The 24802-nt window shown below is 46.3% G+C and carries 15 protein-coding genes and 2 pseudogenes; 8 read left to right on the top strand and 9 right to left on the bottom strand.

Annotated elements, in window-relative coordinates:
* Positions 1 to 24: 24 nt before the first annotated feature.
* The 4 genes from ruvA to aspS form a co-directional block, all read right to left on the bottom strand.
* A complete protein-coding gene (ruvA, locus tag AC0L66_RS12055; RefSeq protein ID WP_265675085.1) occupies positions 25 to 645 on the bottom strand; it encodes a Holliday junction branch migration protein RuvA in 621 nt (206 codons plus the stop codon).
* 113 nt (positions 646 to 758) lie between these two features.
* Positions 759 to 2201 carry a methyl-accepting chemotaxis protein gene (locus tag AC0L66_RS12060; RefSeq protein ID WP_473567480.1) on the bottom strand — a complete coding sequence of 481 codons (1443 nt, stop codon included), beginning with the start codon at positions 2199 to 2201 and terminating at the stop codon, positions 759 to 761.
* Positions 2202 to 2396: 195 nt separating this feature from the next.
* Positions 2397 to 2918: a crossover junction endodeoxyribonuclease RuvC gene (gene ruvC, locus AC0L66_RS12065; RefSeq protein WP_250617064.1), complete on the bottom strand. Its 522-nt coding sequence runs from the start codon at positions 2916 to 2918 to the stop codon at positions 2397 to 2399.
* A 204-nt stretch (positions 2919 to 3122) separates the two neighbouring features.
* Positions 3123 to 4898 (bottom strand): aspartate--tRNA ligase, encoded by a 1776-nt coding sequence (gene aspS / locus AC0L66_RS12070; protein ID WP_265675083.1) that lies wholly within the window; start codon positions 4896 to 4898, stop codon positions 3123 to 3125.
* Positions 4899 to 5120: 222 nt separating this feature from the next.
* Between aspS and AC0L66_RS12075 the strand changes: the two are divergent.
* The 8 genes and pseudogenes from AC0L66_RS12075 to AC0L66_RS12110 all read left to right on the top strand — a co-directional run bounded on the left by AC0L66_RS12075 (position 5121) and on the right by AC0L66_RS12110 (position 16108).
* Positions 5121 to 6035 (top strand): annotated as a pseudogene (locus AC0L66_RS12075) (DUF72 domain-containing protein).
* Positions 6036 to 6206: 171 nt separating this feature from the next.
* A complete protein-coding gene (gene cmoA / locus AC0L66_RS12080; protein WP_265675081.1) occupies positions 6207 to 6935 on the top strand; it encodes a carboxy-S-adenosyl-L-methionine synthase CmoA in 729 nt (242 codons plus the stop codon).
* A gap of 20 nt (positions 6936 to 6955) precedes the next feature.
* Positions 6956 to 7933 (top strand): tRNA 5-methoxyuridine(34)/uridine 5-oxyacetic acid(34) synthase CmoB, encoded by a 978-nt coding sequence (gene cmoB / locus AC0L66_RS12085; RefSeq protein ID WP_265675080.1) that lies wholly within the window; start codon positions 6956 to 6958, stop codon positions 7931 to 7933.
* Positions 7934 to 8082: 149 nt separating this feature from the next.
* The gene (locus tag AC0L66_RS12090; protein ID WP_265675079.1) at positions 8083 to 8817 is read left to right on the top strand and encodes an ATP-dependent zinc protease family protein; all 735 of its coding nucleotides are present in this window, start codon (positions 8083 to 8085) and stop codon (positions 8815 to 8817) included.
* Between the two features lie 54 nt (positions 8818 to 8871).
* Positions 8872 to 10377 (top strand): inactive transglutaminase family protein, encoded by a 1506-nt coding sequence (locus tag AC0L66_RS12095; protein ID WP_265675078.1) that lies wholly within the window; start codon positions 8872 to 8874, stop codon positions 10375 to 10377.
* A 3-nt stretch (positions 10378 to 10380) separates the two neighbouring features.
* Positions 10381 to 11352 carry an alpha-L-glutamate ligase-like protein gene (locus AC0L66_RS12100; protein WP_265675077.1) on the top strand — a complete coding sequence of 324 codons (972 nt, stop codon included), beginning with the start codon at positions 10381 to 10383 and terminating at the stop codon, positions 11350 to 11352.
* A gap of 557 nt (positions 11353 to 11909) precedes the next feature.
* On the top strand, positions 11910 to 13028 hold the full coding sequence (locus AC0L66_RS12105; protein WP_473567484.1) for an efflux RND transporter periplasmic adaptor subunit: 1119 nt from the start codon (positions 11910 to 11912) through the stop codon (positions 13026 to 13028).
* 5 nt (positions 13029 to 13033) lie between these two features.
* Positions 13034 to 16108, top strand: a complete 3075-nt coding sequence (locus tag AC0L66_RS12110; protein ID WP_473567486.1) for an efflux RND transporter permease subunit — start codon at positions 13034 to 13036, stop codon at positions 16106 to 16108.
* 141 nt (positions 16109 to 16249) lie between these two features.
* On the opposite strand, the gene AC0L66_RS12115 is transcribed toward AC0L66_RS12110, so the two are convergent.
* The 5 genes and pseudogenes from AC0L66_RS12115 to cmoM form a co-directional block, all read right to left on the bottom strand.
* On the bottom strand, positions 16250 to 17275 hold the full coding sequence (locus AC0L66_RS12115) for an alpha/beta hydrolase (RefSeq protein ID WP_265675074.1): 1026 nt from the start codon (positions 17273 to 17275) through the stop codon (positions 16250 to 16252).
* A gap of 154 nt (positions 17276 to 17429) precedes the next feature.
* Positions 17430 to 21878: a chromosome partition protein MukB gene (gene mukB, locus AC0L66_RS12120; RefSeq protein WP_473567487.1), complete on the bottom strand. Its 4449-nt coding sequence runs from the start codon at positions 21876 to 21878 to the stop codon at positions 17430 to 17432.
* A complete protein-coding gene (gene mukE / locus AC0L66_RS12125; protein ID WP_265675072.1) occupies positions 21875 to 22621 on the bottom strand; it encodes a chromosome partition protein MukE in 747 nt (248 codons plus the stop codon). The genes mukB and mukE overlap by 4 nt, the downstream gene beginning before the upstream one ends.
* Positions 22602 to 23941, bottom strand: a pseudogene (gene mukF, locus AC0L66_RS12130) (chromosome partition protein MukF). Before mukF ends, mukE begins: the two are co-directional and overlap by 20 nt.
* Positions 23934 to 24734 carry a tRNA uridine 5-oxyacetic acid(34) methyltransferase CmoM gene (gene cmoM, locus AC0L66_RS12135; protein ID WP_473567488.1) on the bottom strand — a complete coding sequence of 267 codons (801 nt, stop codon included), beginning with the start codon at positions 24732 to 24734 and terminating at the stop codon, positions 23934 to 23936. The pseudogene mukF and the gene cmoM overlap by 8 nt, the downstream one beginning before the upstream one ends.
* Between the last annotated feature and the right edge of the window lie 68 nt (positions 24735 to 24802).

The following is a 24802-nucleotide window of genomic DNA, read 5'->3' on the forward strand; positions in this document are numbered from 1 at the left end:
ATCTCTATTGAATCGCTACTAAGCTTACACCATTGAGCGCAATGCATCACGAATAAGCGCTTCACTGCTCATTCCTGGTTTCGCTACTTGCGAGACAACTTTTGTTGCTTGTGCTGACTTGTAGCCAAGAGCAAGCAAAGCGCCGACTGCTTCATCTTCTGCGCTGTTTGCTGAGCGCAACGACTCCATCCCATCCATTGGTGCAGCATCGGTTGCAGGCGTAAACAGATCCCCTGCGCCCCACCCTTTCAAACGGTCCTTCATTTCAACCACTAAACGTTCTGCGGTCTTTTTACCGACACCAGGAAGCTTCACTAGCGTAGAAATGTCTTCACGTTCAACACAAGAAACAAACTGGCTCGCTGACATGCCAGACAGAATACCTAAACCAAGTTTAGGGCCCACGCCATTGGCTTTAATCACTTCTCTAAATAGGGCTCTTTCGCTGACAGAATTAAAACCGTATAGCAACTGAGCATCTTCACGAACAACAAAATGTGTGTAAATGATGGCTTCTTCGCCGACTTCTGGTAATTCATAAAAACAGCTCATTGGCATTTGAATTTCATAGCCTACGCCCCCGACTTCAATTAAGAGCTCAGGTGGCTGCTTTTCTACTAGAATTCCGCGTAATCGTCCTATCACAGTTTAATTTCTCATGCTATTTGTAATAGGACTTAGGATATAGAATAACTGGATGGGTATCCAGTTATTTTAGAAGGGAGCTGATGAGCCAATAACAGTATTTTTGTTGGTGTTTAAGCGAGTACCGTACGTAACCGCTCTGACAATTCTGTTCCTTCATTAATCTGCTGATTGAGCTGCTCGGTAATAATTTGAATATCATCGGCAACCGACTTGCTGTCCGCCACCGAATGAGCCACTTCACTGCTTGCTTGATCCAGTTCGCCAATGGCCTGATTCTGCTGGCTGACCAGTTGACTCAGGTCGCTTATTTCCGTTGAGATCACTTGCACCTGTTGGATCATTTGACTCAATTCCGTCACTGTCGTTTGGATCGTCTGCTGACCAGAATTAATCTCACGCTGGCTATCCCCAATTAACGCACGAATTTCTTCTACTGAATTACTGGTTTTAGAAGACAGTTCCCTCACTTGTTCGGCAACCACGGCAAAGCCCCGGCCGTGCTCCCCCGCTCGCGCAGCTTCAATTGCGGCATTTAACGCGAGTAGATTGGTTTGATCCGCCACGGTCGTAATAAGCTCCATCACCGAGACGACTTTTTGGTTACTTTTATCGATATTAGTGATCGCTTGCGTTGATGCGTTGAGCATTTCGCTGCTGCTTTCCGCTTGCGTTTTTATCGCTTCGGTTTGTTGCATGACTTGCGACATGAACACCACCGAGTCTTGCGTAAAGGCTGAGAGTTGTTCTAGCTGTTGGCTCATCTCTTCTGCCGCACTTGCTTGCGAGGCACTGTTTAGCCCGAGTGACTGCACGTTGTCTTTAAGCTGAGACGATTGCGTGTTTACGTGGTGTATCACGCCATCGAGCTCTTCTACGCTTTCATTAACAACCACGAAGGTAGCATCTAATTTCGCTTGTCCTTGCGTGGCTTTCTCTCCTTGTAACTCACTATTTTGTAGCGCTTTTTCTGCACGAGTAATGGCGCTTTCTTTCTGTTTTGAGGTAAAGCTTTGTGCAAAACAAATCACCAATAACGGTAGAATCATCCCTGACCAGATTTCAATGTTGTGCTTGCTGGCAGAAAGTTGTATTTGCGGGAAGCTATAACCGCTAGTGTGCAGATACGTCAACGTGCTTATGATCAATACAATCCCTACGCTCCAAGTTAACGCCATAATGCGTGATGCGGACAGGTAAAAAGCAACAATAAGCAACGGTGCCCAAAATGCTTGGGTAGAATCAACAATGCCACCGCTCTGATAAATGATGTTGAGTGCATGGCTTGTCATACCGAGAAAACCCACATTCAGCGCTATGGTGATTCCGTGAGTCCAACGAAGCAACGCTAGTGACACACACTCGAGGAAAATTAATAGCAAAGATGTGGCAAACAACGCAGCATGACCATTGCCATGCCATTTAATCGCGCTATATAGGCCAACGACCAGTGCAACAATGGCAAATACCGCGGTGATCTCTGCTTTTCTGAGTTGAATATGCGCTAGGCGATCAGAATCTAAAATAAAGTAGTGCCATATGACGTTGTTTTTCATTGTTATTTGGTCCTTTGACTTAACTCATCGGACCAATTATAGAAGTTAACAATAATTTAACAATGGCTTTTTCTGATTTGACGCGAAACTGTGGGCTAGCTATCGTTAAGCTTGTTAATATCAGCGATGCAAATGCTAAGGTTAGAATAATGGCTACCGCCAGAGTGATAGCTAACGCTAACCATCGTACGCTGACTAACGATAACGCCCTCGTTTGGCTCCGGTGGCTTTGCCCGCTAATGCAATCAGTGTTTTGTTAGTGTTCGCATGACAAATCGCCACTCCCAGCGCATCTGCCGCATCCGCTTGGGGTTTTGCTGCCAACTTTAACATGCTCATCACCATATGCTGAACTTGTACCTTGTCGGCACCACCCGAGCCCGTCACCGCTTGTTTAATCAGTCGAGCGGCGTATTCGTGAACTGGCAAATCGTGATTAACGGCAGCAACAATTGCGCTGCCTCTCGCCTGCCCAAGTTTGAGTGCTGAGTCGGCGTTTTTCGACATGAACACTTGTTCAATCGCAAATACGTCCGGCTGGAACTGAGTGATAATTTCACTCACCCCTGCGTAAATTTGTTTCAAGCGTCCGGGCAGCTCTTTTTCGGACATACGAATGCAGCCACTGCCAAGATAATACAAGTGTCGGCCCTGTTGCCGAATAACACCATAGCCCGTAATACGCGATCCGGGATCAATACCAAGAATAATTGACATAAATTACAACGCTGTCGCTCCTAAGCTTTGTTTCACTATACCTAAACTTCATTTTACTATCCGTAAATCAGATAAAAAAATCCCGCCTTAGCGGGATCTTTTTACTCACTATCATCGATGTTGCCAAAAGAGCAACAGACGAAAGTCAGTCATCAAAAGCGAGCAACCTTGGTCATGTTCGTTTACCAACGTTGCTAAGACTTTCTATTCTGCGTCTTTCTTTGCTGCTTTCACTGCAATCGCCAGTTCATCTAACGATGCTGGGTTAGCCAGGCTAGGTGCGTCCGTTAATAGACACGCCGCCGCGGTTGTTTTAGGGAAAGCAATCACATCACGGATGTTTTCTGTGCCACATAACAGCATCACTAGACGGTCTAGACCGAATGCAAGACCGGCATGAGGTGGTGTACCGTACTTAAGCGCATCAAGTAAGAAACCAAATTTCTCACGTTGCTCAACATCGTCAATACCTAAGATACCAAATACCGCTGACTGCATCTCTGCATTGTGAATACGGACAGAACCGCCACCCACTTCGTAGCCATTGATAACCATATCGTAAGCATTTGAATTTGCCGCCGCTGGATTTGCTTTTAGCTCTTCCGCTGTCATGCCTAGAGGCGATGTGAATGGGTGGTGCATCGCGTGCAGATTCCCTTCATCATCTTCTTCAAACATTGGGAAGTCGATAACCCAAAGTGGTTTCCACGCTGCGTTGTCGGTTAGCTCTAGATCTTTACCAAGCTTAAGACGTAGTGCACCCATGGCTTCTGCCACGATGTTTGCTTTGTCTGCGCCAAACAAGATGATGTCACCAGATTCTGCACCAGTGCGCTCTAGAATACCGTTGATTACATCTTCGCTTAGGAATTTAGCCACTGGCGATTGAACCCCTTCTGCGCCCGCAGCACGATCGTTCACTTTCATCCACGCTAGGCCTTTCGCGCCGTAGATGCCAACAAACTCACCGTAGCCATCAATGAGCTTACGAGTCAGTGATGCGCCACCTGGTACACGGATAACCGCAACACGGCCTTTCTCGTCATTTGCTGGACCAGAGAAGACTTTAAATTCAACATCTTTTACTAGATCTGCAATATCAACAAGTTCAAGCGGGTTACGCAAATCAGGCTTATCTGAACCAAAACGACGAATCGCTTCAGAGAACGGCATGATAGGGAAATCACCTAGGTCAACGTTAAGCAGCTCTTGCCACATGTCGCGAACCATTTTTTCTGTTGTCTCACGAACTTGCTCAGCCGACATGAATGAGGTTTCGATATCGATTTGAGTAAATTCAGGTTGACGGTCAGCACGCAAGTCTTCATCACGGAAACACTTAACGATTTGGTAGTAACGGTCAAAACCAGACATCATTAGCAGCTGTTTGAACAACTGTGGTGATTGCGGTAATGCGTAGAATGACCCTTTATGAACACGACTTGGTACTAGGTAATCACGTGCGCCTTCTGGCGTCGCTTTGGTCAGTACTGGTGTTTCGATATCAAGGAAGCCATTTTCATCTAGGAAACGACGAACAAAGCTTGATGCCTTAGCACGTAACTTAATACGGTCACTCATCTCTGGGCGACGAAGATCGATATAACGGTACTTAAGACGCTGTTCTTCTGTATTCGTTTGGTTGAAATCAAGAGGTAGCACGTCAGAACGGTTGATGATTTCTAGGCCAGACGCCAAAATTTCAACTTCACCCGTTGCCATGTCTTTATTCACTTGGCTGTCTGGACGAACGCGAACTTCGCCCGTTAGCTTGATGCAGAATTCGTTACGAAGTTGGCTTGCCAATTCGAACACATCCGCCATATCTGGATCGACAACTACCTGAACGATACCTTCACGATCTCGCATATCAATAAAGATAAGACCGCCTAAATCACGGCGACGATTAACCCAGCCGCACAAATCTACAGTTTGTCCTGCAAGGGACTTGTTCAGGTGACCACAGTAATGGCTACGCATAATGAATTTCCCAATTTCCAATTATTAATTAAAATCAAATTGTACGAGAAGCGGCGATGGAAACAACCACAATACCCACATACAAAATTAAAGGTTCATTTATACTCGGAAAATCGTCTAAAATCGACCTAATTTGACAGTTTTATTGTGTTTAATTGCCGTCAGACTTAGTCTGATTAGTTAAACGGACAAAATATCAACAAAAGCGCAGTAGAAGGTAATATGAGTGAGCTAAGTTTACGGTTGGGCCTGACGATGTGGTCACATAATGATTGGCTTCATTCGTTTTATGGCTCTGGCACGAAATCGAGCCAAAGGCTCGAGCGTTACGCGTCGGTATTCCATACTGTAGAAGGCAACACGACATTCTATGCGACCCCAAGCGACAACACGGTGAATAATTGGAATAAAGCGACACCCGAACACTTTCGCTTTACGTTTAAACTGCCAAAATCCATTACCCATGAGCAACAACTAAGACATTGCCAAGCGCCACTCCACGATTTTTAGCCACGATGTCACCGCTAAGAGAAAAGCTGGGCATGCTGACCATTCAGCTCCCACGCCGCTTTGGCCCTAACGATCTCCCTGCTCTGCAATCATTTTGCCAGTATTTCCCTAACGATATGCCATTAGGTGTGGAAGTTCGCCACCCGGCCTTTTTTCAAAAGGGCCCGCACGAGAAAGCGCTCAATCAATGGCTACTTGAGCATGGCATTGATCGAATCATCATGGATAGCCGCCCAGTATTTGCCGCTGAACCCAACTCACCAGCAGTGATAGACGCTCACAATAACAAGCCCAAAGTACTAGGTTCATGCCATTTCTACTGGGCAACACCCCATGATTCGGTTTATTGGTCATCCCGATCTCGAAGCAAACAATCCATTTTTCAAACCCTGGCTGAGCAAACTGCCAGAATGGATTGCCCAAGGCAAACAGCCCTATCTCATGATTCACACTCCGGATAATCAGTACGCTCCAGAATTGGCGCTGCAATTATATACGCAGTTACAACAGCATATAGGACAAGTACCTGGTATCAATCAAGTACCTGGTGCCAATCACCCGATATCTTTGCCCTCTTTAGCGTCTTTTCCTCCTAACGCTGATGAACATCAGATTGCGATGTTTTAAGTACTCATTGCGATGTCATAAGTACTAACGGTTACCTTTATCGATAAGAGCAACCTACTCACACCACCTGTAGCCACGGTGAGTAAAGAATGGCTTCATATAATGACAAGTACACTTGAATAGCGTAAAATGCGCGCCTTTTTATTACGTCTACAGAATGAGAGAGACGACATGGAAAACAAAGATACGATATTCTCTGCCCCTATCGCGAAAATTGGCGATTTTACGTTTGATGAAAGGGTGGCTGAAGTCTTCCCAGACATGATTCAACGTTCCGTACCGGGCTATAGCAATATCATTTCTGCTATCGGTATGTTGGCGGAGCGTTTTGCCAAACCTCATTCTGTTGTCTACGATCTTGGCTGCTCTCTTGGTGCCGCAACGCTTTCTATGCGTCGCCATATCCAGCAAGAAGGCTGCAAAATTATTGCCGTCGACAACTCTTCAGCAATGGTCGAGCGCTGCAAGTTGCACATTAACGCCTATCGTTCCGATACGCCTGTCGATGTGATTGAGGCGGATATCCGCAACATCGAGATTAAGAATGCATCGGTGGTTGTACTCAATTTTACTTTGCAATTCTTATCGCCTGAAGACAGGCAGACCCTACTAGAAAAGATTTATGAAGGTCTGCGCCCGGGTGGCATTCTAATTTTGTCAGAAAAGTACATCTTTGAAGATGACACCGCGCATGAGTTATTAATCGACCTTCACCATGACTTCAAACGAGCCAACGGTTATAGCGAGCTCGAAATCAGTCAAAAGCGCAGCGCTATTGAAAACGTGATGCGCCCTGATTCTATCGCCACGCATAAGCAACGCTTTAATGACATTGGTTTTAGTAGCTCTGAAGTCTGGTTCCAGTGTTTCAATTTTGGTTCTATGTTCGCCATCAAATAAGTCAATATATCGAGAGTCCCATGTTTAACTTTGCAAATTTTTATCAACTCATTGCCCAAGACACGCGTTTACAACCATGGCTAACGGTTCTTCCTCAACAATTGACAGACTGGCAAAATGCCCAACATGGCGATTTCGACCGCTGGCTACGAGCTTTGGCGAAAATCCAAACGGGTACTCCGGATAACATTGACCTAAAAACCAGCGTCACGCTTTCCAATTCAGACGCACTGCCCGTCGGTGAAATGAAGAAGCTAGAAAGCCTACTTCGTACATTCCACCCTTGGCGCAAAGGGCCTTATACTGTCCATGATATTCACATTGACACTGAGTGGCGCTCAGATTGGAAATGGGATCGTGTATTACCCCACATCACGCCACTCAAAGATCGCTCAGTTTTAGATGTTGGCTGTGGTAATGGCTACCATATGTGGCGCATGCTAGGCGAAGGTGCACGCCTTTGTGTGGGTATCGACCCATCGCACCTGTTTCTGGTCCAGTTTGAAGCCATTCGCAAGCTGATGGGCGATGACCAGCGAGCGCACTTATTGCCGTTAGGAATTGAGCAGCTACCAGAGCTTGAAGCCTTTGATACGGTTTTTAGCATGGGTGTGCTCTATCACCGTCGCTCTCCACTTGACCACCTGATCCAGCTCAAAAACCAGTTAGTTCCCGGTGGCGAGTTAATTCTTGAGACTCTCGTGATTGATGGCGATGAAAACGCCGTACTTGTCCCGTTTGACCGTTATGCACAAATGCGCAACGTTTACTTCTTCCCATCTGCGCCTGCGCTAAAAGTGTGGTTAGAAAAAGTAGGCTTTGAGAATGTACGCATTGTGGACGAAAACGTGACGTCAGTCGGCGAGCAACGCACGACTGAGTGGATGACGCATAACTCTTTACCTGATTATCTGGATCCCAATGATCCAACAAAGACGATTGAAGGCTACCCAGCCCCACGAAGAGCGATCCTCGTCGCTGACAATCCAAGCAACTAAATTCACTTGGCTTCTCATTTCTTATGATATTTACCAAAGGCTTATAAGTCTGACGCAGCTCTGACAATAGGGAGTATCGCACTCCCTATTCGATGCGTTAAAATCCGCCTCAATTCATTCCAATTTACCACAACTGTTTAGGATTTAAGATGTACAAACGCTTGGTACCGCTTGTCGCCATCACTCTTCTCGCTGGCTGCGCTTCTGTAAACCACCAAGAACTTCACCAAAGTACCTTAAATGCGATCAAGAACTCCGAACAACACCTTGATAATCGCCTTACGAATTTGGATCTACAACTAAGCAATCAAAGCGACTATATTGATAGCCTTGAATCTGAAGTGATTGCGCTGACTAAGCGCATCGAAACACTGCAAAACAACCAAGACTCAGCCGTAGAAAAGTTGGCTGAGCCGAAAAAACAAACCACCCCTGCTCGCAATATAAGTCCATCTAAGCCTGTCGTTTTAGGTTCGGTTGAAAAGGTCGACCTTGATATTCTTAATCGCCGATTCGATGCTCGCGTTGATACGGGTGCTGTCACCTCATCTCTTAATGCTATCGACATTCAAGTTTTTGAGCGCGATGGCAAACAGTGGGTAAAATTCCACCTCCTCGATGACAAAGCGAAAACACAAGACAAGCGTTGGATTGAGGCGCCCGTTATTCGTTATGTTAAAATTCGTCAATCTACGAATGAAAAGGCCGAACGTCGCGCCGTTATCGAATTGTGGATCCGTGTTGGAAATATCCATGAAAAAGCGCAATTTACACTGGCAGATCGCTCTCAAATGACCCACCCTATATTACTAGGAAGAGAATTCATCAAAGATATTGCTTTAGTTGACGTTAGTCAGCAATATATACTTTCTTCTAACGAATGAATCTCTTTTGAATAACACTCTCAGGGACAGTAAATTACAATAATAAGGTTGTTTATGACTTCACGTATTCCATTTTTTCTATCAGTTGGTGTGCTGATTGCAATAGGTATCGCGCTTAGTGTCCTTCGACATGAAACCTACGGCGTACCTTGGACCCCAGGCGAAGCTCGTCAAGTTTGGGACATTGAATCCCGAGTCGAGTTTAACGCGACTGGCCAACCCGCTAAAGTCTCTTTAGCCGCGCCATACACGCAAGAAGGCTTTACACTCATTAGTGAGTCGGCGTCTTCGCCAGGTTACGGCATTTCTTACGTTGAAACAGACGCAGGTCGACGAGCAGAATGGTCTATTCGTGAAGCTCATGGACCGCAAACTATCTACTACAAAACTCAATTCCTTGTCGATGACCAAGCCGTCGCCAACTCAGAACCACCAACGGGTGACATCGTTATTCCAACATTCGATGGGCCTGAAGAAGCCGCTGCAACCGCGCTTATCGAGCGAGCAAACAGTCGTTCATCGGACAACATCACGTTTACCCGTGAGCTCATCAAAACCCTCAATGACGTAGATAGTCAAAACTCTGCCCTCATTCTTAATACGATGAACAAGACTCAAGCAGCGGCAAAATTGTTAGCGTACGCTGAGATTCCTAGCAAAGTGGTTGGTGTCATCGAGCTGGAAGATGGTCGCCGTCGTCAATCCATCCAACAAATGATCCAAGTCTGGGATGGCGCTAAGTGGCAGATTTTCGCACCAGAAGCCAATGAAGGCGAGAAGAAGAAAAACCTTCTCGTCTGGGATGAGTCTAACGTTTCATTACTTGATGTGGTCGGTGGTAAAGACAGTAAAGTACACTTTACGATGATTGCTCAAGAAGTCAGTGCTCAAGAAGCCACCGACAGTAAGGTCGATTCTGACAACCTACTTAACTTCTCGATTCACAGCCTACCGCTGGAAGAGCAAGCAATGTTTAAGACCATCATGCTTATCCCAATTGGTGCGCTTATCGTTGTTTTGTTGCGAGTGTTGGTTGGCTTGAAAACATCAGGCACCTTTATGCCGGTATTGATTGCGGTGGCGTTTGTACAAACACAACTGGTCACGGGTATTGTCGGTTTCTTGCTTATTGTTGGTACTGGCTTGGTGATTCGAAGTTACCTGTCCAAACTTAACTTGCTGCTCGTTGCCCGAATATCGGCGGTAATCATCACCGTTATATTGATTATCTCCGTCTTTACTGTAGTGGCCTTTAAGATCGGCCTTACCGAAGGGCTATCCATTACCTTCTTCCCTATGATTATCCTTTCTTGGACAATCGAACGTATGTCTATTTTGTGGGAAGAAGAAGGCGTAAAAGAGGTTGTGCTACAAGGTGGCGGTTCTCTGCTAACGGCAGTGATGGTTTATGTTGCGATGACCAATCCATACATTCAGCATCTCACGTTCAACTTTATCGGGCTGCAACTGGTTATCCTTGGCACCATTCTTTTGGTCGGTACTTACACTGGTTACCGTCTAACAGAGCTACGTCGATTCAAACCTCTGACGGAGGACTAATCTATGTTGAATAAGATTACCAGTCCGTTCAAGCTACGCGAACGTGGCATTATGGGAATGAACAAGCGCAATCATAGCTACATTAGTAAGTACAATGATCGCTCTAAGTATCCGCTGGTTGATGACAAGCTGCAAACGAAGATCATCGCTGAAAAAGCAGGCGCAACAACGCCTGCCCTTATCGGCGTCATTCGTAGCCAAGCTGAAGTTAAAAAAGTTCACAAGATGGTGAAAGACTGGCCTGGCTTTGTGATTAAGCCCGCTCAAGGTAGTGGTGGTAAAGGCATATTGGTCGTCACTGAGCACAAAGATGGTGTTTACACTAAACCCTCTGGTGCAACGATTAACGAAGTCGATGTAGAGCGCCACATCAGTAACGCTCTTGCTGGTTTGTTCTCTCTTGGTGGCAAGAACGACGTAGCCGTCGTTGAAAACCTTATCAAATTTGATGACTGTTTTGACGGCTTCAGTTATGAGGGTGTGCCTGATGTACGAATCATTGTATTCCAAGGCTACCCCGTTATGGCCATGATGCGACTCTCTACCTCAATGTCTGACGGTAAAGCCAACTTGCACCAAGGCGCGGTAGGGGTAGGTATTGACATCGCAACCGGTAAAGCGGTTCGTGCGGTGCAATATGACCAACCCGTGACATTGCATCCTGATACCGGTAAAGAACTGGCAACGTTGGTGGTGCCTCACTGGAAGCGTCTGCTGACACTTGCCTCTAGCGCGTATGAAATGACAACGCTTGGTTACATGGGTACCGATATGGTGCTTGACCGTGAAGAAGGTCCGATGGTATTAGAGCTTAACGCACGTCCTGGCTTAGCCATTCAGATTGCTAACGGGTGTGGCTTACTCCCTCGCCTACAGCATATTGAATCACTTGGGACACCAAACCCGTTTGACTACCCAACACCGGAAGAACGTGTTGAGTATGCGGCAAAAATGTTTGGCCACCATAACGAGTAGCCAGTAAAACAGAACAAAAACGGTGGGTTATTGCCCACCGTTTTTTTGATAAAAGTACTGGCAAACCGATTACACCACATCATGTTTGCGCTAGATCTCACTTTTCGATTTCTTTCCTCTAGAATCATTAAAAAATCACACATCAAGTAAATTATTAAGTATCAGTCACTTATCTGCAAAACATCAAAAATACCAAACCATTTAGCATTCACCCAGACAATAGCACGCCATCCATAACCTTCCTGGCAATCAAGCATTAATCTATCAAAACAATCCGTTAGCGTGTTAACAACCCTCACCCCACGAGCTCAAACCCTTAACACCACACTAAAAGCCTGATCTATAGGTAAATTTATATTTGCATTAATTCACTGCGCCTTCGACTTCTCACCCTTTATATTTGCCGCGCCTAATAATGTGCGACCAACACTGCGTTTCTTAGCATGAACAGTCTCACAGCTCGTCGTCAATCACGACCCTGAAATATTAGGTCTACACATATAAAGTAATGGTAATTGCTTTAATGACTCTTTGGATTTTGTGGCTTGGAGATTTAAATGACCAAATCCGTTCTATATGCAGCCTTAACATTTTCGTTAACCTTTCTCTTTGGCTGTGATACTGACAACGCAACTGTTGCTTCTGTGTCTCCTGTCAGCGTGAATACTATCGCCGTATCACAAAGTGACACTTTCCCCATCACCGAATATGTCGGTCGAACTCGTGCTCCCGAAGATGTGCAAATTAGACCACTGGTATCCGGGCGCCTTATTCACAAAGCGGTGTCTGAAGGCGCGGATGTGGAAAAAGGCGAGCTATTGTATGAGCTGGATCCAAAGCCATTTCAGGTTAGATTGAACGCCGCTAAAGCCGAGCGAGCCAAAACCAAGGCACAACTCGCCCAAGCCAAGCGTACCCTGACAAGAGCAAGCAAACTTCACAGTGAAGGCTCATTAAGCCCACTAGAGTTCGAAGAAATTCAACTTGAGCACACCACCGCGTTGGCCAGTTATGAAATCGCGAATTCTGAATTTGATAAAGCCCAGCTCGAGCTCGACTGGACACAAATCACTAGCCCAATTAAGGGCCGCGTGAGTAACTCTGAATACAGCTTAGGTGACATCGTCACACCTGAAGGACAGCCGCTAACAACCGTGGTCAAACTCGACACCACTTGGGTCAATATTTCGGTCAATGAAACCTCTGGATTAGCCGAATTTCAAAAAGCAATGATCTTGAATCAAAGCCATGCCAGCGACTTTGATGTCAATCTAAAATTAGCGAACGGAATTCGCTACCCTCACGCAGGCCAAGTCGGTTTTGTCGATAACCGCGTGGATGTTGAAACGGGTACGATCACCGTTCGTCTTAACTTCCCTAACCCACAGCTCCTTTTATTACCGGGACAATATGTCACCGTTGAAGTGGTTGATGATTCCATTGCTTCTTTGTCAGTACCGAGCAAAGCCGTTCAATATGATCAAGGTGGACACTTTGTCTATGCCGTGGATTCGCAAGCCACCGTGCAAAAAAAGTACTTTAAGTGGTATCAGCAATTGAGCGATATCTTTTTAGTTGAGTCAGGCCTGACGCTGGGCGAACATATTGTTGTCGATGGGCTGCAAAAGGTGAAACCGGGAACCATCGTGTATGCTGCCATGACGGAAGAAGGATAACTCAAATGGTTGAATTTTTTATCCGTCGTCCCAAGTTCTCCATCGTACTGAGTATCTTGATGACCATCATCGGTCTGGTTGCACTACTTAATGCCCCCGTCGAACAGTACCCAAATGTCGCGCCACCTGAAATTGAAGTGACCACGGAATTTACTGGCGCAAACGCCGAAGTGCTGCGAGATACCGTTGCAACCGAAATAGAGAAAGAGGTTAACGGTGTCGAAGGCATGATTTACATGAAATCTAAATCCGCTGGCGACGGCAACTACTTGCTGACCGTAGCCTTTGAAGTCGGTTTTGATGCTGACAAGGCACAAATATTAGTACAAAACCGAGTCAACCGTGCAATGGCGAAGTTACCTGAAGAAGTGAAACGTTCAGGAGTCAAAGTTGAAAAGACCGCGTCCAACATTATGATGGCCGTTTTGGTGCACTCGCCAGATCAAAGCCAAGACGGGCTATTTCTCAACAACTACGCCAACATGAACATTAAAGACGAGCTCGCGCGGGTGGCTGGGGTTTCAAAGGTACGTAATATCGGCGACATGGAATACGCGATGCGTATTTGGCTTGATCCGCTCAAAATGGCAAGCCTTGGTATTGTACCTGAAGATGTGGCTGCCGCCATTGGCGAGCAGAATGTCATCCGCCCTGCTGGTATGGTGGGTGCTGCGCCCTATGCTGAGCAATCTTCACCGTTTCAAATGGTGGTACGCACTGAAGGACGATTAAGTAACGCCGAACAGTTTGACGACATCGTGGTCAAATCTGACAAGCAAGGTAAATTAGTTCGCATTTCGGACGTGGGCAAGGTGGAGCTAGGTTCTCAACAGTACATCGTCAAAGCGATGTATAACCAATCAGATGCCGCGTTACTTGCGATTTACCAAGCGCCAGGAGCCAACGCGTTGGATATATCCTCTGGCATTGATAACAAAATGGAAGAGCTCAAGTCACGCTTTCCGCAAGGTATTGACTACTCAATTCCATACAACCAGACCGAGTTTGTTAAAGTCTCTATCGCAGAGGTGTTCGAAACCCTCATCATTGCGGTTCTACTCGTCACGGCGGTAACGTACGTTTTCCTTCAAGATTGGCGCACCACCATCATTCCGGTGATTGCGATTCCTGTCTCTGTCATTGCCACTTTTTCTGCCATGAAAGTGATGGGGATGTCGATGAACATGCTGACACTGCTTGGTCTCGTATTGTCGATTGGCGCTGTTGTCGACGCCGCTATTATTGTGGTTGAGAACGTTGAACGTTTAATGGCAGAAGAGCATCTTTCACCAATGGATGCCACACTAAAAGCCATGCGAGAAGTGACCGCGCCTATTCTTGCTTCTGCTTTAGTGCTGTTTGCAGTATTTGGTCCCGTTACCATGATGCCCGGACTGACAGGTCAGCTGTATCAGCAATTTGGTATTACGCTATCGGTTTCTATCGCCATTTCAACGATAAATGCCTTAACCCTTACCCCTGCCCTTGCCGCCATTTTAATGCGCCCCGGCGGCCCTAAGCCCGGCAAATGGTTGCAAGCATTCAATCACGGATTAGAAAAAGCCACAACAGGGCTTGGCGTGACGGTATCGCTGATGATCAGACGCTTGGCGCTAAGCATAGCGTGCTTTGGCGTCATGATTGCGGCCATCGTAATGATGGGCTATCACATGCCAAGTGGCTTCCTACCCGATGAAGATTCTGGCAGCTTTTTCATTAACGTAGAACTGCCACAAGCGGCGTCGCTTGCACGTACCGAGCAGATTACCCGTGATGCAATTGACATTGTGCAATCGGAAGAAGGGGTGTCCAGTGTCGTGTCGGCTCCCGGTTTTAGCTTACTTGGTAATGCCGCTGCTTCTAACTCTGCAATGATGATTGTTAACCTTGACCATTGGCAACAGCGTAAAGACACAACCATGCACATGAAAGCCATCATGGAGCGCGTTCAAACCAAACTTGATTCCATCAAGCATGCTGAGATCATTAGCTTCTTTTCTCCCGCTATTCCTGCGCTTGGAATGAACTCAGGGTTTGAAATGCGCCTTGAAGATACCATGGGACGCTCATCTCAATCATTAGCTGAAGTCGGCGACAATTTGATGCAACAAGCGATGGCGCATCCAGCCATTGACTTGGCTTACACCATGTTTCGCGCCAATACACCTCAAGTAGAAGTAAAGCTCAATAGAGACAAAATCAAAGCCACTAATGTAAGCCTTGAGTCTGTCTATATGACATTGCAAACCTACCTCGGCGGTCTTTATGTCAATGACTTCACAGAGTTTGGTCGAAACTACAAAGTATTCTTGCAGTCCGAATGCGGCAGTCGCGCCAAAAGCAGCGACATTTCAAGTTTTTACGTTCGTTCTCTTGATGGAAAGATGGTGCCTCTTAACTCACTGATTACAGTAAATAATACGCTGGGCCCAGAAGCGGTTGAACGCTTTAATCTGTATAGTTCACTGATGATTAATGGTGTCGCAGCTCCGGGATACAGCTCAGGAGAAGCGGTAGCAGCCATGGCAAAAATCGCCGATGAAAGCTTACCTGCAGGCTACAAATACGATTGGTCAGGGCTAACCTACCAAGAGCAAAAAGCAGGCAATGCGGCACCGATTATGTTCGCCATGGCTATGTTGTTTACCTTTTTGTTCCTTGTGGCGCAGTACGAATCTTGGGTGACACCACTGGCGATTATTATGTGTGTGCCAACGGCCATTTTCGGTGCCCTGCTCCACACTTGGCTAATGGATGGCGATATTAATATCTACACGCAAGTGGGCTTGGTATTGATGGTCGGAATGGCAAGTCGTAATGCCATACTCATTGTCGAATTTGCCAAAGAGTTACGTGAAACTAAAGGGCTGTCAATTGTCGATGCTGCTATTGCGGCAACAAAATTGCGCTTTAGAGCCGTATTAATGACTGCGTTCTCCTTTATCCTAGGTGTCATTCCGCTCGTCATTGCCACAGGTGCTGGTGACGGTGCCCGACGCGCGGTTGGTTATAGTACGTTCGGCGGCATGCTCGCCGCAACCGTGCTGGGGTGTTTAATCGTGCCTAGGTTATCTGGGTGATGCTACAACGCCTAAGGGAGCGCCATGGTAAAGCCGCACCTCTTACTGTTAATTCCGAAGTTCGCTAGTACTGAAGCGCTTGCATAGCAAATCACGTCAAAGCGTCCAAAAGGGTTGACTATCAAGTCAACCCTTTTTCCATTAGGTTTGCTTGGGTTTAGCCGCGCCATTGAGAAGCGCTGCAACAATCGATTTCTCTGGTATTTGGTATTGCCCAGCACAATACGTCATATGACCATACCCTTCCGCCTCATGCTTATAGTCTGCTGACAAATGTGTGGCTAACCATTTACCTTGTTCAAATGGAATCGCAGAATCATCATCAGAATGCCATACGCACGCATTAGTACATTGGAGATTCTTAACATCAAAACCCCAGTCAAAGCAGGTGTCTTGCGCTGATTCCCATGTCGCCCCGGTTGTTCCCCTTACAACAGAACGACGCATCGAACTTTCAAAGCGTTCAATAAGCGCTTTATCGGCGTTAACTTTAGGGAACCCCTTACGAATTGGCATACTGGCGAGGCTGGCTGGTAGCACACCAAACACAATGCGGAACACTGAAAAATACCAGCCCATCGTCACCTGTTTTAACTTTGACGATGTTGGCGTCCCTCCCGTTCCTATGGTCGCCCCTGTGCCAAGTTCTTCACAAAGTACCGTGGGTAATAGTGGTGCATTAAGGCCTAAACCAATACAACGCTCCTGAAAATGTAAAGCCGCCGCCATCGCATGAGGCGTCCCTTGCGAATGACCCGTAATATGAAACTCACCAATACGTTCCGCGGTTAACACCGCGTCTAAATCTTCAGCAGGCCAATCTACCACTCTGCGACCGGGTTTTTCGTCACTAAACCCGCAACCGGGTAAGCTTATCGCGATCCCTCGACACTCTAGCGCCTCACAAACCGCCTCATACGTTGCTCGCTCAAAACCCGCTTCTAACCCGGAACCGTGCATATTAATAACAACTGGCGCGTTTGGGTCATCACTGCCGTAAACACAATAAGCGACCTGACGACCGTCCTGTGTTATCACAATGCGTTGTTGAGCGGCTTCGAACTTATCTCTTGGAATGGGTTGCATACCTTGATGACGAATTCTGACGCCCCAAAAATTGAATAACACCACCAAGACGATGAGTGACACTATACTAAATACGACCATACAGACTCCTACATGCTAACGCCGATAACATACTGTAGATAATGATATTTTATTCAAATACGAAACCATTCAAGATACAAGGTGGCTATCAAAAAAAGAGCGTGACCCTTACCGTGTCACGCCTCTTTCTAGCTCTATTTTATCCGATTAGATCTTAGCCTAATATCTGCTCTTCAAGCTCTTTTATCTGTTCTGCTTGTTTCGTCTCACCAAAACCGCGTAGACCAACGACGTGTACATGCTCGTGGTCTTTAAACACTTTACGTACAAGCTTATACGTGGTGCCTTTTTCTGGGCTGATGTTTTCTGGCGCGGCAATTAATAGCTGCATTCCTTGGCGATCACAAAGCTCGAACAGCGTCGCAATAGATTTCGCATCCAAACGGGCCGCTTCATCTAAGAACAGGAGACGACATGGCACAATATCTTTACTGCGTAATCGTCTTGATTCCTCTTCCCAGCTCTGAACCACCATCAATAAGATAGATTGACCCGTACCGATCGCTTCACCTGTGGAGAGCGCACCAGACTCGGCTTGTAACCAACCATCAGAGCCACGGTTCACTTCTACGCTAAGCTCTAGGTAATTACGATAATCAAGTAGCTCTTCGCCTAATACTTGTGGTGAGCGTTGCCCCATATCAATATGTGGGTTAACGCGTTGGAACAACTTCGCCATCGCTTCAGAGAAGGTGTAGCGCATGGTTTCAAACAAGTCCGAGTGCTCTCTCGTCAGCGCTTCAAGAAGCTGCTCATGACTTTCACGAACTTTAACGTTAAGACGTACGCCTTTCACCTGTCCAAAGTGGATATTAGACAACCCTTGGTTGAGCATGCGGATGCGGTTCTGCTCACGTTGAATGGTCTTTTTAATGATGCTTGAAACAGACTCAGAACTTAATGCAAGGCGGTTTTCACGCTGCGTCAGCTCTTCGGTTAAACGAGCCAGCTCCACTTCCATTTCTTCGATAGCTTCAACCGGATCATCGGTACGAATAATATCTTGGCGAATACGCTCTCGAAGGTGTTGGTATACGGCAATATAGAACAATACCTTGCGCTCAGGTTTGGCATTGTCTTCCGATAAACGTAATGCATCACGAAGATTCTCATTATCCGCGACAGCTAAACGCAGCGCCCCTAATGATTTATCCGACATTGAACGCAGCTCATTGGCGCTTAAATACGCCAGCTCACGACGATGCAATCGACGCTCTACGTCATTTTCTTTTGCCAAACGCAGGACACTACACCAGTAGGCTTTCGCAGCCACCACATAGGTACGCAATTCTACGTACTCTTTTTGAGCTTTTTTCAGACGCTTAGCGAGCCCCTTCATCTCCAGCTCTGTGGCGGTAATGGTTTTCTCGTATTCGCTCTTACGAGTACGAGACGTTTGCAATGCTAAATGCAGCTCATCACGGCGCTTTTCAGCACGTTCAAAGGCGGTGTCATCGGCAACAACACCGTAGTCTTGCAATTCAATCTTAAACTCTTGAACCGTCTCTAATTTCGCTTGATATGAACTCTTAAGCGATGCCATAACTTGGTTGTACTGGTTTGATTGCTCTTGAGCTTGTTTCAAGCCATCACGTAAACGACGACGAGCGTCTTCAGCTTGCACCAACTTGGTCTTTAATTGCTCACTCAGCTCACTGCTTTTACTCAGCATCTCAACAGAGTCGGCATAAGCAAAGTGCGGACGACGCTCGGCTAAATCAGCCACAGCAAAGATTTGTCCTTTTAGCGACTGTAAAGCGCTATCCAACGATTGATATTCACTTTCCAGCGCTTCAAATTGCTCTGGATCGCTCTCTAGCGCGTTAGCAACATTGCTTAATTGCGTCACAGTTTGACCGTGCGCTGAAATAAACTGCTTCGCGGTATTTAACTCTTCGATGCGCGTACGTAATGCATCGAATCGTTCTGTCAGAGTCTCATCAAACAAAATGCTCGCCGACATCATCAGGCGATCTAACAAAACCACCGTCTGCTTTGCTTGCTTAAACTGTGAGGCAACCTGCTGCTCTTGTTGTTTAAAATCATTCAGCTGGCGATTACATACACTTAACTGCTCTCGAGATTGAGCAATAGCTTGCTCAGGATCCGCGTCAAATGCCAACTGCATGTGCTCGGCAACAAAGGCATTAAATGCTTGATACAAACGTTGCAGCTTTTGTGCATCAAATGCCGCTTTCGCGTGCTGTTCAACGGTCTCTTCTTTTTGGTCTCGAAGCAGCTCTAAACGTTGCTCACGAGCGGCACGCCCGAACAATGGAATGGTTGGGAAGCGAGAATAACGCAACTGACGATCATTTAACTGAACGCATACTGCGCCGCCTAGCTCATCGGCATCAAAGGTGCTGTCATCAAACGCGTCTATGTCGCCTTCAATGATGTACAAATCTTCTGGGCAGTCATCAAGCTCAACCAGTTTCTCTTTAATACCATCGAGGTTAGAAACGACGATCGCATGACGAGCCGGACCATACATTGCACTGAAATACGGCGCATCATCCAACGTGATGTCATCGTAGATTTCAGACAACAATACGCCGCCTAAGGTATCCGCTAACCCTTTTAAACGAGGATCATTAGAGCCGCCAGGCGATGCAAGGCGCTCAATTTCACGCTCTAGTTCATCACGCTTAATGGCTAGCGTATCTCTTGTTGTCGCGGTTTGGCGCTCAGACTCATTGATATGTTGCATTGAGGCAATCACATCCGCACGATCTACTAACTCAAGTGCTGATTGCTCACGCAATGCTTCTAAAGCGTTGAATGAACGTATCCATTGTGGCGCGTGAGCTTCCAAACGAGCGATGTCAGCATTGTGTCCTTGCGCTTGCTGTTTAACATCACGCTGCTGCTCTTTTAACGTTTCTAACTTAAGCTCGGTTTCGAGTACACGTTCACGCTGACTTTCTGCTTCTAGCTCAATATCCATTTCAGTCTTGATTTGGATACCTTGCTGCTCGATGTCAGTGCGAAGTTGTTGCGCCTGCGCTTGTCGCTCAAGTGCTTTTTCTACATCTCGATATTGAGCGCGCAGCTGAGTCTCATCGTTCAGTACTTGTTGGTACGCCTGAGCATTATTCAGCAGATCTTTCGCCACATCGGATGCTTGGTCACGACGGACGTCACCGACCACTTTTTTCACCAGTGATAGTGCAAGTTCAAACTGTTTTGCCGCTGCCGAAGACATGTCAACGCGGTGTTTAAGCTCTAGCAATTTCGTGGTGCTTGTCGCTTCTTGCGTTTTAAGACGGTTAAGTTGCGCCGCTGCGTTACTTTCATCCAGCTCGTTGCTGCCTAATAACTGGCGAGCCTTTTCTAATGCTTGTACCGCTTGTTGATACTGAAGCGTTCGCGTTTGTTGTACATCCAACGCCTGTTGATAATCAGCCAGTTGTGTTTTGAGGCTATCCACTTCTTCTTCAGATTGCGATGCCTGCTCTTCAGCAATGAATTTACGCTCTTGTGCTTCTTCAACCACCATCACTTGTTCTTCTAGACGCTCATTCAGCTCTTCTAGATCTTCTTGGTAGCGGGCGATTTTTTCTTGTTGGCGCAGGGCATTTTGCACCAACTGCAAATGATCTTGTGCCGCTTGATGATCTTGCTCTAAACCCGCTTCACTTTCCACCAGCATGGACAGTGACTGCTGGACATTATTCAGCAGATCATTTTGTGATATTAAGCTCTGACGAGAGCCAAACAACTCACCACGCAAGGCTAATGTCTGCTCTAGCTTATTGCGCCTTTCGTTGGCATGACGCATGTAATCCGCGGCAACGTAGTGGGTTGATTCGGTGATCAAATGCTTGAATAGATCACGATCTGCTTGCGTTGTTTTGATGGCTTCCAATGTCATGCGGTTTTCGCGCAGCGCCGATTCCATATCTTGGAAGGCTTTTTTCACTCCGCCGTTTTGCGGTAACAAGTAGTCACGCAATGAACGGGTAATCGCACTAGAAATACCGCCGTATAATGATGCTTCGATCAAACGGTAGAATTTAGAACGATCGCTGTTATTACGCAGCTTCTTCGGTAATACACCAAATTCAAACATCTGTGAATGGTATTCAACAATCGAGCTGAAGGCTTTAAATTGCACTCCTTCCATATCGCCGATGACATCTTTGACTTCGTTGATCTGACGAACACGGGCATGGTTGTCTGACACATTTTCAATTAAGACATCTGTCGGTTTAACATGACTTGGTAAACCTTGAATAATGAAAGGTTTAATGTCGACTTTTTTGTCGCGACCCGCCACCTGCTGCAATTTAACCACAAACAAAATGCGTTGGTTACGAGAGTTGACCACATCAAGCGCAGAGTAACAGGTACCCGGTTGTAACTTACCGTACAAGCCTTTATCACGCGATGCTTGCGAACTACCCGCTTCGGTGGTGTTTCTAAAGTGCAGTAGACTCTGATCTGGAATTAGAGCCGTGATAAATGACGCCATTGCTGTCGATTTGCCCGCACCATTACCGCCAGACAAGGTGGTTACCAGACCATCAATATCAAAGGTACGCGCAAAGAAGCCGTTCCAGTTGATCATGGTCATTGATTGATACTTACCTCTTTCAATCATAAGTCTGCCTCGTCTTTTCCTTGCTCTGTTTCAGTGCTTGTTGGTCGTTCTGCTGTTGGCGTTTCTTCTGCTGGAATTAGGCTTTGTTGTTCTGGTTCTTTAGCATGAACCACTACCGCTTCCCCATCTCGTATCAAACGAAGTTGAGCGTCGCGCATATCATCGCCAAGTCTAACGTCCGCACCGAAGCGAAATACTGCTTCGCTGATGCGAAATTTACCAGTATCGCCGATCGAAATGGTCATACCTAAACGACGTAGTCTTCTGAGTGAGGTTTTCACCTTATCAAACAACTTTTCTTTATCAAGATCAGAACCTGTTGCTCGGTTGGTGACTAAGCGCATCAGCTTAGACTCATCCGCTAATGACAACAGTTCTTCATAAAGCTCTTGATTGGTAAAAATGCCTTCATGGGCTAAACGCTCAGGACTCAGGTAAAGAAAACACAACACTTTACCGACGAGCATATCAAGTTCAGATAATACGCTACGTCCAATTAACGTGGTTGAACGTGGTCGCAGGTAAAAGAAGCCTTCAGCAGCTTTGACAAGTTCGGTATTGTAACGTTGATAGAATGAAGCAAGCTCCACCTCAAAGTCGCACAATAACGCATGATTATCCAAATCTTCAGACGAGATATGGCGACCTGCACGAAGCGCGCTGTCTAGCGCCGGAAATAATGGGTTTGTAATTGCTTTTGCCAGTTTTTCTGACATGTATTCGTCAATATTTGTCGATGACATTTGCTTGTACCTTTGCGCCAAAATCGTTAATCGCTTGCCAATCGGGTTGGATGGCAGAGTAGTCAGACTGGGAATAGCCCAACCTCACCGCTTGGTCGACAACAATTCTTGCTAAATCAAAATGATGAGTCTGAGGGTGTGAGCTTAGGTAATCGCGTAGGACTTGCCCTAAGTCGATCGCCGCTCCGCGCTCTTTATGCGCTTTCAGCATGTCTGCAATGCGCTCGGCAAGTTCATCATTCACTTGCTCGAATTCTTCATACTCTACGTCCAGTGGCACGGCGCCCGTCACTTCTTCATTACGAAGGACCAAAGCGTCATCACGCAAGTCGGACAACTTCTCTGCATCGGCGTAGGTTAAATACCAAGGTGCATCAAAGTAGTCTGTGACCGACTGACGCAGCCTTTGGCTGAAGGCACGGTTTTGGTCCATATCAATGGCGGTACGTATGAATTTGTGGACATGGCGATCGTAGCCAATCCAGAGATCGATAGCTTGCTGGCCCCAACTGATAATGCGATCCAGCTTCATCTGCAGTCCAAATAGTGCTTCACCAACAAATTCAAGCTCATCATCACCATAAACGATTTCTTGTATATCTAGGATCTGAGTTTGCAATTCATCATACGCATGGCTTGCAAGGTATCTTGCAGCTCACGCAAATTAGCCGACGTCTCTGATAACAAGGATTCACAGTTATTGATGGCTTCACGCCAATCTTTATTCAGTAGCTCGGCGATTTGTTGCTTCACTAACTGTTGCTGCTCGTCCATGACTCGTTGGTTAAGATCGATTTGATCAAATATCTCTCCCACCGAATATTTAAGTACACCAAAGACGTTTTTACGCCAATGCCCCACCGTTCCGCCGTCTCTAGCCGCAACGATCGCTTTCGCCATTTCGTCAGCAACCATAGACAGTTGAATCGATAAACGCAGTTTTGAAAACTCGCGGTGCCTAACGTAGTAATCTGTAATGCCTATTGCTAATGGACTTAAGCGATAAATACTCGCACCATCGGTCACTTCACTGGTAAATCGGCTCATGAGCTTCTGTTTTACCAGTTCGTTGATGGCGTTGTTTGCTCGAAACGCGGATGCGTCTCCTGTTTCATCAAATTGCTGGGTTACGATCTTGAACGCGTCGTGCAGTTCGCCTTCGCCCAGTTCTTCATCAAATCTTTCATTACTCAGAACTGCAATAGAAATGAGAAATGCCAACCGTTCTGTTGACAGGTTTAATGAAAAGTCATGCTGTTTCACCCATCCGACAAGTTCGTCGATAGGTTGCTCTCCAGCAGGCAGAGTGTTCTCACTCATTATCTTTCCTGTTCTTCTTTTTTTGTGCCCATACGTGAATGTATCGACCCATTGAGAGATAGGGCTCTTGGCGGCACAGCTGTTGTTCCAGTTTCAGAACCTCTTCAGCTGTGTAGTCTCCCATATATTGCATGTTGCCGATGTAATCACTGAATGAGCGAATCCCGGATTTGCCTTGTATCACAAATCCTGCTTCTTCAATCCACTGATACACCTCTTCTGGCTTAAGTCCCTGTTGGGGCTGAAGCTTGAATCTTTTACGATGCGGCATTCCATTAAGTACATGCGGAATATTGCCACAAATGACGTTCTTAAACACCAATCCATGATGGTTATAAAACATAATCGATGCGATACCACCCGGCTTGATTTGCCTTAACACGGTTTCTAATGCAGATTTAGGGTCAGCCAACCATTCCATTACCGCGTGGAACAACGCCAAATCAACAGGCTGTGGTAAATGGTCATCGATTTGTTGAATCGCGCTATGGATCCAGCGATATTGCGAAAGTAGTCCCTTTTTTTCAACATCAGATTTCGCTAGCTTGAGCATCTCTGAAGAGAGGTCACAAAGTGTGACGTTATGTCCTCTTGCTGCAATCCTTTGGGAAACTTGTCCCAATCCGCCACCTGCATCTAATATTTCTAGTGTTTTTCTAGTATCATCCAGTACGGCAAGTGCTTGAGTTAAGTCTTCCCAAACAATAGTTTGGCGGATTTCACCCTTCTCTGAGCCGTAAATATTTTTTGCAAATTTGTGGGCGATATCGTCGAAATTACGGTCTTGCATCACAGTTTATTGAGTTAAGATAGCCAATCGGACTGCTATTCTGTCATATAAGTGACAGGAATAAAGGGGCA

It is taken from the genome of Vibrio sp. GJ43-1 (assembly GCF_055808835.1).